General features: G+C 65.9%; 8 protein-coding genes and 1 pseudogene. 1 reads left to right on the top strand and 8 read right to left on the bottom strand.

The annotated features are described in order from the left end of the window. Nucleotides 1–4: 4 nt before the first annotated feature. From A3Q40_RS05340 to treS, 5 genes are all read right to left on the bottom strand, one after another. Nucleotides 5–904: an SDR family NAD(P)-dependent oxidoreductase gene (locus A3Q40_RS05340; RefSeq protein ID WP_068100263.1), complete on the bottom strand. Its 900-nt coding sequence runs from the start codon at nucleotides 902–904 to the stop codon at nucleotides 5–7. A gap of 133 nt (nucleotides 905–1037) precedes the next feature. Then, on the bottom strand, nucleotides 1038–2108 hold the full coding sequence (locus tag A3Q40_RS05345; RefSeq protein WP_068100265.1) for a YihY/virulence factor BrkB family protein: 1071 nt from the start codon (nucleotides 2106–2108) through the stop codon (nucleotides 1038–1040). A gap of 53 nt (nucleotides 2109–2161) precedes the next feature. Continuing rightward, nucleotides 2162–3190 (bottom strand): NAD-dependent epimerase/dehydratase family protein, encoded by a 1029-nt coding sequence (locus A3Q40_RS05350; RefSeq protein WP_201132947.1) that lies wholly within the window; start codon nucleotides 3188–3190, stop codon nucleotides 2162–2164. Between the two features lie 42 nt (nucleotides 3191–3232). After that, entirely contained in the window at nucleotides 3233–4177 is a 945-nt protein-coding gene (locus A3Q40_RS05355; RefSeq protein ID WP_068100268.1) for a methionyl-tRNA formyltransferase, read from the bottom strand. Nucleotides 4178–4233: 56 nt separating this feature from the next. After that, nucleotides 4234–6417, bottom strand: coding sequence for a maltose alpha-D-glucosyltransferase (gene treS / locus A3Q40_RS05360; protein WP_068100269.1), 2184 nt, complete (start codon nucleotides 6415–6417; stop codon nucleotides 4234–4236). A gap of 208 nt (nucleotides 6418–6625) precedes the next feature. On the opposite strand from treS, the gene A3Q40_RS05365 reads away from it, so the two are divergent. Continuing rightward, nucleotides 6626–7369 carry a GAF and ANTAR domain-containing protein gene (locus tag A3Q40_RS05365; RefSeq protein WP_082833767.1) on the top strand — a complete coding sequence of 248 codons (744 nt, stop codon included), beginning with the start codon at nucleotides 6626–6628 and terminating at the stop codon, nucleotides 7367–7369. Between the two features lie 32 nt (nucleotides 7370–7401). On the opposite strand, the gene A3Q40_RS05370 is transcribed toward A3Q40_RS05365, so the two are convergent. The 3 genes and pseudogenes from A3Q40_RS05370 to A3Q40_RS20150 all read right to left on the bottom strand — a co-directional run bounded on the left by A3Q40_RS05370 (nucleotide 7402) and on the right by A3Q40_RS20150 (nucleotide 14733). Continuing rightward, nucleotides 7402–9651, bottom strand: a complete 2250-nt coding sequence (locus A3Q40_RS05370; protein ID WP_068100271.1) for a putative bifunctional diguanylate cyclase/phosphodiesterase — start codon at nucleotides 9649–9651, stop codon at nucleotides 7402–7404. Between the two features lie 323 nt (nucleotides 9652–9974). After that, nucleotides 9975–10937 (bottom strand): annotated as a pseudogene (locus tag A3Q40_RS19715) (IS481 family transposase); the annotation flags it as partial. A gap of 142 nt (nucleotides 10938–11079) precedes the next feature. Next, a complete protein-coding gene (locus A3Q40_RS20150; protein WP_157889517.1) occupies nucleotides 11080–14733 on the bottom strand; it encodes a hypothetical protein in 3654 nt (1217 codons plus the stop codon). Nucleotides 14734–14949: the final 216 nt, after the last annotated feature.

Consider the following 14949-nt stretch of genomic DNA (forward strand, 5'->3'; position numbering starts at 1 on the left):
GGGATCACTGTCGATAGGGGCTTCGGGAGCGGAATACATTGCCCTCCGCATCGTCTTTGGGCTCGCGCGAGATGCCGAAGCGCCACATGAGCGGCCCCACGAGTCGGTCGAACACCGCCGGCACGACGGTGTAGCCCAGGGCAGCGACCTTGTTGACGTAGCCGAAGACCGCGTCCGCGTCACGCTCGCGCTGCGGCTTGCGCACCACGCGGTCGACGGCGCGGGCGATCACCTCGGGCGTCGTCACCGGCGGCGGGGGAGATCCGGCGCGCCCGACCACGGTGGCGGCCTGCTCGTAGATCGGGGTGCGGACCGCGCCGGGCGCCACCGAGCTGACGTGGATGCCGGGGTACTGCTGCATTTCCTGCTGCAGCGTGCGCGTGAGGCCGCGCAGTCCCCACTTGGCCGTGACGTACGTGCCCATCCAGGGCACGGCGATGCGTCCGAGTAGCGATCCGATGATGACGAGGTGCCCGTCGCCCTGGTCGCGGTAGACGGTCAGGATCGACCGTGCGACGTTGGCCGCGCCGATCAGATCGACGGAGATCGCGTGGTCGAACACCTCGGCGGGGGTGTCCAGGAACGTTCCGTAGGACATGACGGCGGCGCTGTGGACGCACACGTCGACTCGGCCGAACTGTTCGACGGTCTCCGTGACCATCTTGTGAACCTCGTCGCCGTCCGAGACGTCGACGGGTTTGATCGCCACGTCACCGGCGCCACGGCGACGGCACTCGTCGGCAACGTCCTCGAGGCCGTCGCGCCCGCGGGCGCAGAGGACGAGCGACCAACCGCGTTCGGCGTAGAGGTGAGCGGTGGCGCGGCCGATGCCGCTGGACGCGCCGGTGATCAGGGCGGTGCCGGGGCCGGGACGATCGACTCCGGACGGGCGGGTGGACGACATGATGCCTCGCAGACGTGCGCGGTGGGCGCACCGAGTCGGATGGAGCCGGGGGCGCCGAGGGCTGGACGCCGGGATTCGCGACCGAAAGGTGCCGCGGTGACACAGGAGATTCGTGGCGGGTCCGCGCGCTGGACTAACGCGGAGCGGAGTCGTCTCTGCCGCGCGAGAGTCGGAGCGAGCGGCCCCGCTCGACGTGCTCGGCGTCCTTCTCGGCGTTCTTCTCCGACACGCGGGTATCGCGCTCCGGCAGTTGCAGGTGCTCTTCCGCGCGCAGCCCGGCCTGCAGTTCGCGCCCTCGCTCGAGTTCGGAGTCCAGCTCCGCGCCGAACAGCAGCGCGAGATTGGTGATCCACAGCCACAACAGGAAGATCACGACGCCCGCCAGCGATCCGTACGTCGCGTTGTAGCTCGAGAAGTTGGCGACGTAGAACCCGAACAGCGCCGAGGCGACGATCCAGGTCACGATGGCCAACGCGGCCCCCGTGCTGACCCACCGAAACTTCGGCTGCTGGACGTTCGGGGTGGCGTAGTAGAGCACCGCCACCGCGATCACCACCAGGATCAGGATGAGGGGCCAGCGCACGATGTTCCAGATCATGAGTGTGGTGTCGCCGAGTCCGACGGCGTCGCCGATCGCCTGCGCCACCGGTCCGCTGACCGCCAGCATCAACGCTCCCGAGGCGAGGCAGATCAGGCCGATCAACGTCACCAGCAGCATGACCGGGCGCAGCTTCCATACCGGCCGACCCTCGTCGACCTCGTACATACGGTTCATCGCGCGCCCGAAGGCCCCGACGTAGCCGGAGGCGGACCAGATCGCACCGGCGAGACCGATGATCAACGCGAGGCCGGCCGTCGGCGTCGCGACCAACTGGGAGATCGGTTCTCGCAACGTGTCGACGGCCGACGACGGGCCGAGGTCGGAGACGATGTCGAGGACGGCGTTCACCGTGCGCTCGCCCTGGCCGAAGACGCCGAGCAGGGACACCATGGCCAGCAGCGCGGGAAAGATCGACAGAACCGCGTAGTACGTGAGAGCCGCGGCGAGGTCCGTGCACTGGTCCTTGGAGAACTCGCGCGCGGTCTTGCGGACGACGTAGAGGAACGACGGCTTGGTCAGGTCCGTGGGCGAATCCGGCTTGCGATCGTCGTCCGGGTCGTACGACGTCGACGGGTCGGCGGCGGTGGGACGCGTGGTGGCCATGCCGATCGTCTTCCCCTGCGCACGGGGGTGGAAACCGCGCGAGACCCCCCGGGTCAGGTGCGGTCGGAGAGCGGCGGGGTGGGCGCGTCGGCGACGGTGTGGACGCCTCGGACGAATTCGGCGAGCGCCTCGCGCGCCGAATGCCGCGGCGACCATCCGAGTTCGGTGCGGGCACGGTCGGTGGACATGACGGGCAGGCGCAGCACGGCGTCGAACAGGCCGGGGTCGGTGGGGACAAGACGCGCCGTGAACAGCGCGTCGAGCGCGAGTCGCACCGCCCCGGCGGGGACCGGGACGAGCCGCGCGCCGAGCACGTCGGCGAAGGTGCGCGGAGTGATGACCGGGTCGGCCGCGACGTTGAACGCCCCGGTCACCTCGGTGGTGGCGGCCGCGGCGAACGCACGCCCGACGTCCTCGGTGTGGACTCCCTGCATGACCAGCCCGGGCACGTTCGGGAACAGCGGGATCAGGCCGGGACGCACCAGCCGAGCGGGGACCAGCGGGCCGCCGAACAGCTTGCGCTGCTCGGTCGCGGCTTCCTCGCGGAAGACGAACCCGGGTCGCATGCGGACCAGGCGGATCGAGGGGTGGGCGGCCTCGAACCCGTCCAGGACGCGCTCGAGGTACGACTTCTCCCGCGTGTAGGCCGCGCCCTGCCAGCCGTGGGTGGGCCAGGACTCGTCCACCGGACGGTCCTTCGGGCCCGGCGCGTAGGCGCCGACGGACGACGCGTGGACCAGCGCCGGCACTCGGGCGGCGGCGACGGCGTCGAACACGGCCATCGCGCCGACCACGTTCGCGTTCCACGTGGCGATGGGGTCGCGGGTCGGCTGGAACTGCCACGCCAGGTGGACGACGACGTCGACTCCCGCGAACAGGGGCTCGAGGTCGTCGCGGGCGATGTCGGCCACGGCAACGCGCGTCTTCGGCGGCGACCACGCGTCGGGATCGGGCGCGCGGCGGGCGATGGCCAGGATCGCCGCGACGCGATCGTCGGCCGCGAGGGCGTCGACGACGGCGGTGCCGAGGTTGCCGGTGGCGCCGGTGACGGCGACGGTCAGGCCGGGTACAGGGGTGCTCACCGGCCTGCGGTACCCGCGAGGGGGACGCGGAAACGACTCCGGTCAGGGTCGGTCGGTCAGATACCCGCCGCCGTGGGGGAAGAACTCCGTCGCGGGAACGGTGCGGCCGTCGGCGGTGCGGACCTCGTCGACGACGAGGGCGCGATTCCGGCCGAGGTGGGCCGACGGGCCGGCGACGATGGCCATGCCGTCGCCCTCGTGAATGAACACGCGGCCGGGGGTGCCGCCGTAGCAGCAGATGGAGACGTGGGCGCGGGTGATGCCGATGCGCTCGCCGCGGTAGTGGGTCCAGGCGTCGGGGTAGGGGTCGGACTGGGCGCGGATCAGGCGGTCGATCTCCTCGGCGGGCCAGGTCCAGTCGATCCGGCTGTCGACGTCCGAGCGCTTGTGGAAGAAGGTGCGCTGGGCGAGGTCCTGGGGTGTCCACTCGGCCGTACCGCTCTCGATGGCGGCCAGCGCTTCGGTGAGCACCTCCGGGATGAGGTCGATGGTGGCCTGGACGAGTTCCGTGGCGGTGTCCCGCTCGCCGATCGGCACCGCGCGCTGGACCACGATGTCGCCGGTGTCGAGGTCGTCGTCCATCCGGTGGGCGGTCAGGCCGGTCTCCGCGGCGCCGCTGATCAGCGACCAGATGACGGGGGAGAAGCCGGTGAACCGAGGCAGCAGCGAATCGTGCAGATTCAGCGTGCCGTGCGGCGGCGCGTCGAAGATCTCGCGCGGCAGCTTGGTGCGCCAGTTGTTGGCGACGACGATGTCCGGCGCCGCGTCGCGCAGCCGGGCCGCGAGGGCGTCGTCGGGCCGTTGGGCCAGGTGGACCGCGATGCCGTGGCTCCGGGCGAGGTCCTCGACGGAGTCGGACCAGATCGACTCGTAGGAGTGCTCGCTCGGCGGATGGGTGACCACCAGGACCACCTCGTGAGGGGAGTCGAGGAGGGCCTGCAGGGTGCGGTGACCCCAGGTCTGATACCCGAACATCGCAACGCGCATGCGAGATAGATTAGCCTACCCTTTGCTGACGTTACCGCCGGGTCGCCACTGCGTGGTCAGCCCTTCAGCATCACCGGAATGCCCTGGTACGGAGCGAGTGTCAGCAGGAAGCTCCCCAACTCGTCGACCGTGCCGACTTCCTGATCGGTGAACAGATCGACCACCGTGGCCCCGCCCGGGAGGTGCTTGGACTGCACCGTCGCGGTGATCTCGTCGCCGGTGAAGTTGAGCACCGTGGCCTGGACCAGACCGTTGGCGAGCTGGTGCACCAACACCAGCAGTCCCTTGTGCGACACCGACGGCACGTCGAGCTGCGTCGCCGTGGCGATGCCGTAGCGGTTCCGCACGTCGAGGATCCGCGAGAGCTGCCGCACGAAGGACGATCCGTCCTTCATCTGCTCGGGCAGCGACCCGTAGAGGCTCCGGCCCCGCGGGATGCCGGACTCCGACCGGGTCGCGTCGGGCGCGTAGTTCATCAGATCGTGGGCGCCGCGGTTGATCCAGCGGGTGTCGCCCTCTGCGATGAGATCGGCCACCTCCTCGGCCGGTACGGGGAGCACGCCGCACAGGTCCCACCCGGACAGCGCGAAGACACCCGGCTGCAGCGCGTTGTACATCGCGAGGAGCAGGTGCGCCCGCTTCACGGTCTCGATGTCCGTCTCGTCCATGCGGTCGAGGTCCCGGATGCCGAGCGACGCCGTGATCACCGAGGCCGTGGTGCACGCGATGCCGTTGTTGGTGAAGGTGCGGTTGTACGGGGCCCACCGGCCGGTCAGTCGCTCGCACAGCTCCGCGCGAATCTGGTCCCCGAGATCGCCGCCCTTGATCACCTCGCCGCCGTAGGAGAACTCGTCCTCCTTGTGCAGAGTCGCGAAGTGCACCAGCTCGAACGTCATCTCGTCGTGGTTCTGCAGCGCGTGGACCAGCGATGCGGTGTCGACGCCGTGATCGCGCGCGAGGTTCATCGTCAGGCGCAGGAACTCGGTGTTCCCCATCACCAGCGCGTGGTGGTACGCGGGCCGGTTGATGAAGTCGTAGGACAGGTCCGCGCCGCTGCCGCCCATCGCCTTGATGTCGTCGATGGTGAGGTTCAGCTCCTGGAACGTGAACCCGCCCATCTTGCGCACCACGCTTGCGATGAGATGGTTCGCGGCCTCGGACAGCGGGTGGCCCTCCGACCATCCCGGGCCCTCGGTCCGCCGCTCGACGCCGAGAAAGCCGTTGGCGTCCAGACGCAGGGCGCCGGCGCCGAGATCGGCGATGGAATGGCACGCGTCGCCGATGACCAGGCGCATGCCGGCGAACGACGGGTCGAGCCAGTTGATCGAGGGCTGACCGGCCTTGAAGTAGTGCAGGTAGACCCACCGGCGCTCCACGCCGTCGACGCCGCGAATGATGGGCGTCGCGCTCCAGTTGGTCTCCTTCACGCCCATCTCGTAGAAGATGACGCGCTGGAGCTGGCCCACGATGTAGCCGGCGCGGGCCAGTTCGGCCTCGGCGTCGGCGTCGATGTTGACCGAGTCCCGGCCGGCGCCGACGCGCGGAAGCAGATGCCAGTCCTGCGGCTCGATCTCCACCATGTGGTAGATCCCGGGGTAATCGGAGTAGGCCATCTCCGCGAGGCGGAAGTCCGCTCCCTTGCCGGTGTGGCCGGGCACGATGTCGTCGATGACGATGCCCTCGTAGGCCGAGGCGACCACGCAGAGGCGGCGGAACTCCTCCTCGGACCCGAACGCCGGATCGATCTGCATGCTCACGCGGTCGAAGTGACCGTCGACCGACGGCGTGGCGTGCCACCCGTGCAGTCCACCGGCCTCCTTGACGGGGCCGGTGTGCACGGCGGTGATGCCGATGTCCGAGAACAGCTGCCACAGCGCTTCGTCCCCGAGGGTGGCCAGGAAGCTCTGGCCCGGCGAGGCGATGAGCGAGATGGGGTAGGCGGTGAACCAGACGGGGGCGCGCTCGACGGCGCCGCGCGGATCCGGTGAGGCGTAGGGGTTCTGCCACATGCTGCCCTTGCCGGACAGCTGCTCGGCGATGAGCTTGGCGTCCTGCAGCATGGACCGCTGCACCAGCCAGGACACGTACTCCGGGTTGTCCGCCTCCGCGTCACCGCGAGGCAGGTCCCCGGGCGACCGGTAAGCGCGCCGCACCGACGGCTTCAGCGGCCGCGGCCGCGCCGGATAGAAGTTCTCGTCGTAGGAGATCTCGCTGGGCTCGTGCTGCACTTCCGGATCCACAGTTCCTCCGTCATCGCCGACCGCCCGATTACTGCCCTCCACCGGCCACACGGCCCGTCCCCCGGGGACCGGGCGAGAGCAACCCGGCACCGACGGGACGGCTACCCGACCCGTTCGTCGTCGAAACGAGTAGTGACCGAGCACGAGCCTACGCAGCAGGAGGCCGAGTGTTCCGGCCGGTTCGCGGGCCGTGTGATCGAATATCTCCATGGACACCGAGGGGCAGGCCGGACCGAGCCTGACGCCCGGGCGGCTCGGCGAGATTCTCGCGGCCCTGGGCGGACGAATCGAGGACACCGACCAGGTGGTCGAGTTGCTGCAGAAAGCCGTCGACCTGGCGCACGACATCATCCCCGGTGCCGACAGTTGCGGCGTGACAATCGATTTCGACGGCTCGACCTACACCGCGACGTACACCGACCTGCTGACCCTGACGGTGGACCGACACCAGTACGACGCAGGGGCCGGGCCCTGCCTGCAGGCGTCGCGCACCGGCGAGAGCGTGGTGGTCGACTGCACCGACCGGGACGACCGGTGGCCCGACTTCACGGACGCCGCCCGTGCGGAGGGCATTCTGTCGGTGCTGGCGTCGCCGATCCGCACGCTCGACGGGGTGATCGGCTCCTTCAACCTCTACGGTCTGCGTGATCACGCGTTCGACGACATCGACACCGACGTGCTCGAGGGCATCACGACGACGGTGGGCCGCGCGATCGGGGAGCACACCCGCTACAGCGACGCCGCCTCCGCCGTGCGCGCCCTGCGCGAGGCCATGGAGCAGCGGGCACCCATCGAACAGGCCCGCGGCATCATGATGGCCATGGACGGCGTCGACGCCGAGGCCGCCTTCGCCGCCCTGTCGGACGAGGCGCAGCGCCGCGGACTGCGGGTGCGCGACGTGGCCGCCGAGTTCGTTCAGCGAACGTCCACGGGCCGGACCGACGCCGAGTAACTCGGCGCCGGGTCTCGCCCGGCTCGGTGTGCTCAGCCGGCCCGGCGCTCGCGCAGCATGTCCGTCATGGTCGCCGCGTCGGTCGGTTCCGCGAGCCAGAATCCCTGCGCCAGATCGCATCCGCTCTCCCGCAGCCGGTCGAACTGCGCCTGCGTCTCGACGCCCTCGCCCACGACGGTGACGTCGAACGCGTGCGCAAGGGAGACGATGGCCGACACGATGGCTTCCGGCCGTTTGCCGGGCATGGCCTGGATGTAGCTCTGGTCGATCTTGAAGGCCTCGATGACCGGGTAGCGGTTGAGGTAGGTGACCGAGCTGTGTCCGCTGCCGAGATCGTCGAGAAGTATCGACACCCCCATCCGGTGCAGCTCGGTGAGCGCGTCGCGCACCTGCGCGGTGTCGGCAAGCCAGACCGTCTCGGTGATCTCGAGGCCCAGTCGGCCGACCGGCAGTCCCGTTTCCGCCAGCACTCGGGCCACGGCCGAGACGAACCCCGGTCGACGCAGTTGCAGCGCCGAGACGTTCACGCGGACACCGACGTCGGCGATCGACTGCCACTCCGCGGCCTGACGGCACGCCGAGTGCAGCGCCCAGAGTCCCAGCCGGTCGATCTGACCGGTTCGCTCCGCGATGGCGACGAACGTCTCGGGGCTGACCGACCCCAGCGTCGGGTGCTCCCACCGCGCCAACGCCTCTACGGCGGTGATGCGGCCGGTGCCGATGTCGAAGATCGGTTGATAGGCGAGCGTGAGGTACCGGCTCTCGAGCGCCGCGCGCAGATCCGCCGACAGCGCCAACTGCAGGCGGCGGTGGTCGCGATCGTCGCGGTCGAACAGCGCGACGTGGCCCCGGCCGGTGTCCTTCGCGCGGTACATCGCGACGTCGGCTCGACGGACGAGCTCGTTGACCGGGACGTCCGTGGTGGTCACCGCGACCCCGATGCTCGCGGTGATGACCAGATCGTTCCCCTCCACCGAAACGGGGGCGCGGACGGCGTCGCCGTACACCGCCGCAGCCGCCACGGCGTCGTCCTCGTCGCGCAGGTTCTCGCACACCACGACGAACTCGTCGCCGCCGAGTCGCGCCACGGTGTCACCGGGCCGCGACGCGCGCGCGAGTCGGGTGGCCACCGCGACCAGGGCGGTGTCCCCGGCCTCGTGGCCGAGCCCGTCGTTGATGGACTTGAAGTCGTCGAGATCGATGAGCATGACCGCGGTGCACGAGCCGGCGACGAGGCCGCGTTCCACGGCGGAGCCGATGCGGTCGTGCGCCAGGGCGCGGTTGGGGAGTCCGGTCAGCGGATCGCGCAGACTGCGGTAGCGCAGTTCGCGTTCCACCCCGACGCGGTGCACCGCGGCACCGACGATGTCGGCGACCTCGTCGAGAACGGACGGCTCGGGAATCGCATCCGAGCCGGCCACCGGCGCCACCGGCGCCGCGGTTCCGTCGGCGGGACGCCCCGGATCGACGCCGAAGACGGCGAGTACACCCCACGGGCGCCCGCCGCCTTCGATCGGCACCGCGACGGCGTTCTCGAAGCCCGCGTTCCGCAGGGCGTCGGCGTCGATGCGGTGATCGAGGGTCTCGCCCCGCCACAGCAACGGCGTCCCGGTCGTCCCCACGAACGCCGGAACGGTGTCGCTCCCGCGTGCGAGAGGGGAGTCACCGCCGTCGGTGGTGGCCACCGTCTCGATGGTGGTCGGGTCGGCATGTACGCGGGAGATGGTCGCGAGCCGGGCGCCGAGCAGGTACGCGACCGTGTCGGCGGACGCGGCGAGTAGATCGCCCATGCGACCCCGCAACGCCAAGCGGGACAGTTCCGCCAGCCGATCGTGCCGCTCCTCGTCGTCGCGGGAGGCGCGGAGCACGGCCTGGATCTCGTCGGACGCGCCGCGCGGGGGATCGAGGGTGAGCTCGGGAGTGCGCAGGGTGGCGACGATCAGAGGATCCTCGTCCCGGTCGTGTACCGCGAACGCCGATGTCGACACAGGCACCCTCTTTCCGGTCGACTGCACCAACTCGGCGCGGCCGAACCACGTACCACCCGCCCGGACGATGGTCGGCGAGTCCTGCGGACCCGCCCTGCCGGGCAGTTCGAGCGTCCAGGCGCGGTCGGCCGACGCCGCGACGTCCCCGAGGCGGAGGCGGGCCGCCGGGTTGGCCCGGACCACCCGTCCGTCCGCGCGCACGAGCAGAACCGGCACGGCGGAGCGATCCACCGCGGCCCCGACGGCCCGAACCAGGGCGGTGGGTCCGTCTTCCGGTTCCTGCTCGCACGTCACTGACCGTTCCCGCGCCCCTCGACCTGCGACGCCCCACCCTCCGATCACCTGCCGGGACGAGGCGACGAGACGGCCGAGCGCCGACAAAACAAACTGGAAGTACAGAATGTAGCAGAAACGCGGACGCGGCGACCGGAGTCGAGGATCGGGCGTGGTGGGGGATGCCCCAGTGGAGTCGCGCCGCCCGGGGGCTACAAAGGTGGAGCGACGCTAGAGGTGCTCGGAGCTCACTTCGGGACAGCACCGAACACGGTGCGGCGAGCACGATTGGAAGCCGGGGTGACCATGCGGTCGCGCGGTGGCCATAAGCCGCGGGCTACGCGCTAGGTGTGCGAAGCCACGACGTTGGTGACACCTGCTCTCAGTCGCGATGCTGGTGGTTGGTTCCCGGCGGCAGTGTGCGGTCGATGGTAGTTGCAGTAAACGTTTTAAGCCCTCAGGGCTGCCTCGCGTTGCGGTTCCGAGGTTCGGGTGTAGAGCAACTCCTCCGCGAGGATCCTGTTGTAGCGCGCGACTTTTCCGTTGTGGGCGGGGTACTCGGGGTGCAGCGCTGATGCCGGCACCCGAGCAGTGCTCGGGTGAAGGCGTCGGCTCGGTCGCAGGACCCGTTGTCGGTGACCAGTCGGTAGATGCGGTCGATACGGTGGACGGCGAAGAACGCCCTGGCCCGATGGACAAATGCTGCTGCCGTGATGGCTTTTCGTCGGGTAGCGCTTCGGGGTAGGCGAGTCGGGAGTACCCGTCGATCGCCGAATGCAGTTCGATGTAGCCGGTGCGGGCAGCTTTGGCCCGGCTCACCGCCTTCGTCTGGTCAAGACCGCGGCCGTGGGCGCGCCATCCGCCGCCGTCGGGGATACGGCCGACCTTCTTTACGTCCACGTGGACCATGTGGCGGGTCGGTGGGCGACGATGGGGCGAGGGGATCGGTTCGTCCCACCGTTGGGATCGAGGGAATCGGCGTCGGTTGATGCCCAGGTGATCGAGGTGTCGGGTGACGGTGCGTCGGCTGATCTCAACACCGTCGCGCTGTAATTCGAACGCGATCCGAGGCGCCGGCCACCTCTACAAGCGGCGGAGTGTTCAATCTGCAGGACTAGTGCTGGATCCGTCGCGGTGGGTTGCCGGTGCGGGGCGCTGGATCGGTCCTCGAGACCGAGGGTGCCGAAGTTGCGGTACCGGTTCACCCACTTCGAGGCGCAGGCACGGGAGATGCCCGTCTCGGCGACAACGTGTGCGATCGATCGGGTGCGGCAACGCTCGACGAGTCGGAGGCGGCCCTCCGGAGAGGGGCATTACGGTGAGGCACGACAACAGGTCTTCCTGTTCGGCGGACGAGTTGGTGGTACTTCTCATGCTGCCGACCGGGGGGACCTGTCCCCACCATCGGGACGCTTCAAAGCGCGACTACAACGTCATGACCCGCCACACCTAGTCGTCGAATCCTCTTAGGCGACGTTGCGTCTCTTCGTCCTCGCGATTTGCATCATGCTCGTATCCCTGGGCGATAAGCCTCAACGCGCGAGCAGTAGCTGGCCAGTCGGTCTCGCACTTCGTTGCCCATTGTCCATACTTCGTTGCTAGAGCTCGCTCCTGGGCGCCGCCTTCGTCCAACGATCGACTAGTGACGCCACGCTTGTTGAAGGTCTGGAGCCTGAAGCCACGAATGATCTCGTCTGTACCTCGTTGCTCAAGGAACTCTCGGACCGCCTCGGGCGGCCACACGTCCTGTTCGTCCTCAGCGGTCATTGCTAACACTTGACCGATGTGCCGCTCGCCAGCGTTCAAGCGATCTGCGTCACGGAGAAGCGCGCGCGATTCATCGGTCCACGCGATTAGCTCGTCGAGATCAATATTGCCGTCTTTCTTCTGACCAGGTACAACATTCCAAGCGTTGAGCAGGCGGCTCGCGTTGTGAATCATCTCCGGGTTTGGCCGCTCGTATGTGTCACGATCGGCGTTCTTCGGAAAGTAGAGTAGGGATATTAACTCAACAAAGAACGAGGGCGTGGACGCGATCTTTTTAATAAGGGCGGACGGGGCACCGTCACGCTCAATGATCGGCAGATAGCGCCATTCCAACAGTGCAATTTCGTCATCGCTTACCTCACCCGAGGCCGCTAACAGATCCAGCAACTTGGCGATTTCATAGCCCGTCAACCACCGATGCTCTTCTGCATCCGAGGAAACGAACAGCTCAAGCAACTCTCGGACTAGATTGATATCGAGCTTCCGAGGCTGGCGAACGCCGTAGAGGGCAAGGAGATCAAGCGCGACTCCCACACGGCCGTATGCTTTGAGGTGACGTGCGGCTTCATTCACAAGCTCGAAGTCGGCCCCTAGTCCAATTTGCTGGAACGAGGTCCAAAATGCCTGTTCAACGTCGCTTCCGAGGTCAGCCGCAGCCGACCATGCTGACATCTGGTCCCCCGAAAGATGGAGCAGCGACGCCTGCACGTCTGGGTTCCCATCGGCCTGGTCTGCCAGTGCGCGCAGCCGCTCGTGGCTACCACCGGTAGTCGCCCCAATATAAGCGGTCGCCATCAAACTGATCGACCGATCGGCATCGGTCATCACTCCTATGAAGTCCTCAAGCGAGGGTGCTGGATCAAGGTCACAGTTACTCAACTCGCTTCCGACCGACCACGGTGTCTTCACGGTCTTAGCAAAGGAACAAATTCCTTCGAACTGGACCTCGTCCCAAATCTCCTCAAGAGCCATTTGCCGAAGTCGCCCTACCTCGGCGTAATACGCGCTGTCATCATCGACAATACTAATTCCAATCATGGGCGTGTGATCAAAAAGCCACCTATGCCTCACCAACGCATCAGGCACCTCTAGCGTCGCTATGACATCGAGCAACGGCGCTAGACCATCGTTACTCAACGCCCACTCCGCATCACTGTATTGACGGTGCTGACGAACGATTTTGTTCAATTCGTCCCAGAGCATTTGCCGGGTGGCGTCATCCAAGTCTGATCGGCTGTCCTTTAGTCCGTGCATGATCTCAGTTCTCAAATCAGGGCTGACGTGCGTCGATTTCTGAACAAGCTTTTGCCACAACGCGGGATCACGCTTTGCCGCCTTAATTGCAAGTTTTGTGACACCCTTCACTTCTGCGTACAGCTCAGCTATTGTCGCAGCGCCTTGTCTGACTGGCTTCCAATCCCTGAATTCGGGGCCATCGCTCACTAGATGAAACCCGTTGCCATCAGGGATCAATAAGACCACCAGTTTACCCGCAGTCTTCGGGTGCCGAGTCAAAAGTCGTTCGAGGATCCGAACGCGCGTATTGGCATCTACGCTAGTTTGAGCTATTCCCGGTTGTAGGATATCAATCAGGCTCGACAAGGGACGGTTTCCCGACTTTCCACCGGGGTCCAAGTCGTCCAGCATTGCGATAATATTAACGGCATCCGACACGTAGCGAGGAGACCACGCAAGGTGCTGAAGGGCCCATAGAAAATACACATGCGGGCTGGTGGTTGCCATGATTCCGGCATCGTCCGACTGCGAGAATATCGACCCCCGTAGGCTACCGCCTTCTGATAGACCAGCCCGGACCGCAGCGAGGAACTCGTCAGGAGCTGCCTCCCCTAGTTTGCTTAGAACATCAACCAATGACGACCACAGCTCGCCACTGTCATCCTCGTTGGCACGCTGAAGAAGAGCCCGAACGATCAACCCAGCCCAGCCCGAGAGAGTAGTGCCGCTCTCCACTCGTACGCCGCCGCCGAGCCCACCGAGTGCGGCCAGCATATTCGCCACACCTCCCCGCATCTGAGAAGAATGGATTCGTCGTGTTCCATAGATGCCAGCCGCCCATCGATCCTTCAGCGGTAGCTTCAGGGTCGGATTTATAGCACCTAGAATCTCTTGTACGAGCGGTTCCATGGCACGAAGATCATTGGCATCTATTGCCGGAGTTAGCGTCTCAAAACTCGAACGAACGTCAGATACTTTCCACGTTTCTCCGATACGACTAAACAAGGGGTCCGGACCAGAAGAGTACTCGGATACGAGTGCAAGAAAGGCTTCAACGCCGTCGTTACTCAGCTGCTCAAGAACAGACCGGTCGCCTGAACGAACTGTTGCCCAGCCGCCGAGTAGCCAGGCGCGGCGAATCGTCGCGTCCAGCGGCTTGCGCTCGCCGGACACGCTCTCCAAGACCGGATACGCCCCACCAGTGACATGCTGCTTGAACAGCGGGATACTACGTGATGCTGCGCCTGCAAGCCTTGTCGCCCCTTGGCGCTCAACCTGTTTCTCATTAACAAGCCAATCCCTGGCTTCTGGGATGTCGATGTCGGGAAGAGAAATCTTTGCTATCCCCGGATTAGTTGTGTGCAAAATGACATGATTGTTCGCGATCAGTTCAGCCTGACGAACCAAAGACTCGTCGAAAGGCAGGAGAATGAGAAGATTGCTTTGACTGTCAAGATAACGAAGCATCGATGCATCGAACACAACAAGCGCTCGCTGGTATAGCTCGCTACCCTCCAAATCTCTTAAAGCGAGAACTGTGCAAGCGACAAATGCGAGGACGTCATCGGTTGAGTTCGCACGGATCCAGATGTGCGCGTTGTCTTCGTCGGCCAGAATCCGGCTGAGTTGGGCGCCAGCTTCTCTTCTCCCTGCTAAGACAATATCTTGCGATAACAGCCCGTTCGTTGGTCGACAATACTTGTCCCACCAGTTCTCCAGCGTTTCAGCCGCCGTCGACGGGATGTTCTGATATTCAGAAAACCAGATATGAGTAGCGTGACATTTTTCGAGTGCTATCTGCAATTCCGACGCCGAGATCGCCCAAACATCCTTCCAAATCCCCTCAGCGCGCTTCGCTTTCGCCCATGTCTCGGCACCTGCCCAGCGACGTGGTGTTACATACACAAACGTGGTTACTGCAGGCACTTCGCCGAGAGGCTCGCCTGTTCGGCTTTTATAGTCTTTATTCGCTTTTGAACCAGGAGATCTATCGACTCCAAATTCCCAGATGCTTCTACCCTGCGGTACAAGCGCAGACCCAATAAGCGCGTCAACAATTCCATCGTAACCACCAAGATCAACATCTTCACCGCTCGGCATGCGCAGGAATGTGACTGAATCGTTTGATTCCTGGATAAGACGCCTTGTCAGCTCAGGCAGTCGTGAGCGGCAATCATGCCGTTCTGGCCAATTACGCAGGTGCTCGAGGCTTGAGAGATGAGGTAACGATCCTGGCAACGGAATGCCTCCAGTTTAAGTTGGCAATGCTCCAACTATGCCGCATCATAACATGAAGCCGCCCAGGTGAATCTACGC

Source organism: Rhodococcus sp. PBTS 1 (assembly GCF_001620025.1).
Lineage (GTDB): Bacteria > Actinomycetota > Actinomycetes > Mycobacteriales > Mycobacteriaceae > Rhodococcoides > Rhodococcoides kroppenstedtii.

Excerpts from the sequence above, each read along its gene's own strand:
- A3Q40_RS05340 (WP_068100263.1), bottom strand. The coding sequence starts at position 904 with ATGTCGTCCACCCGCCCGTCCGGAGTCGATCGTCCCGGCCCCGGCACC.
- A3Q40_RS05345 (WP_068100265.1), bottom strand. The coding sequence starts at position 2,108 with ATGGCCACCACGCGTCCCACCGCCGCCGACCCGTCGACGTCGTACGAC.
- A3Q40_RS05355 (WP_068100268.1), bottom strand. The coding sequence starts at position 4,177 with ATGCGCGTTGCGATGTTCGGGTATCAGACCTGGGGTCACCGCACCCTG.
- A3Q40_RS05365 (WP_082833767.1), top strand. The coding sequence starts at position 6,626 with ATGGACACCGAGGGGCAGGCCGGACCGAGCCTGACGCCCGGGCGGCTC.
- A3Q40_RS20150 (WP_157889517.1), bottom strand. The coding sequence starts at position 14,733 with ATGCCGAGCGGTGAAGATGTTGATCTTGGTGGTTACGATGGAATTGTT.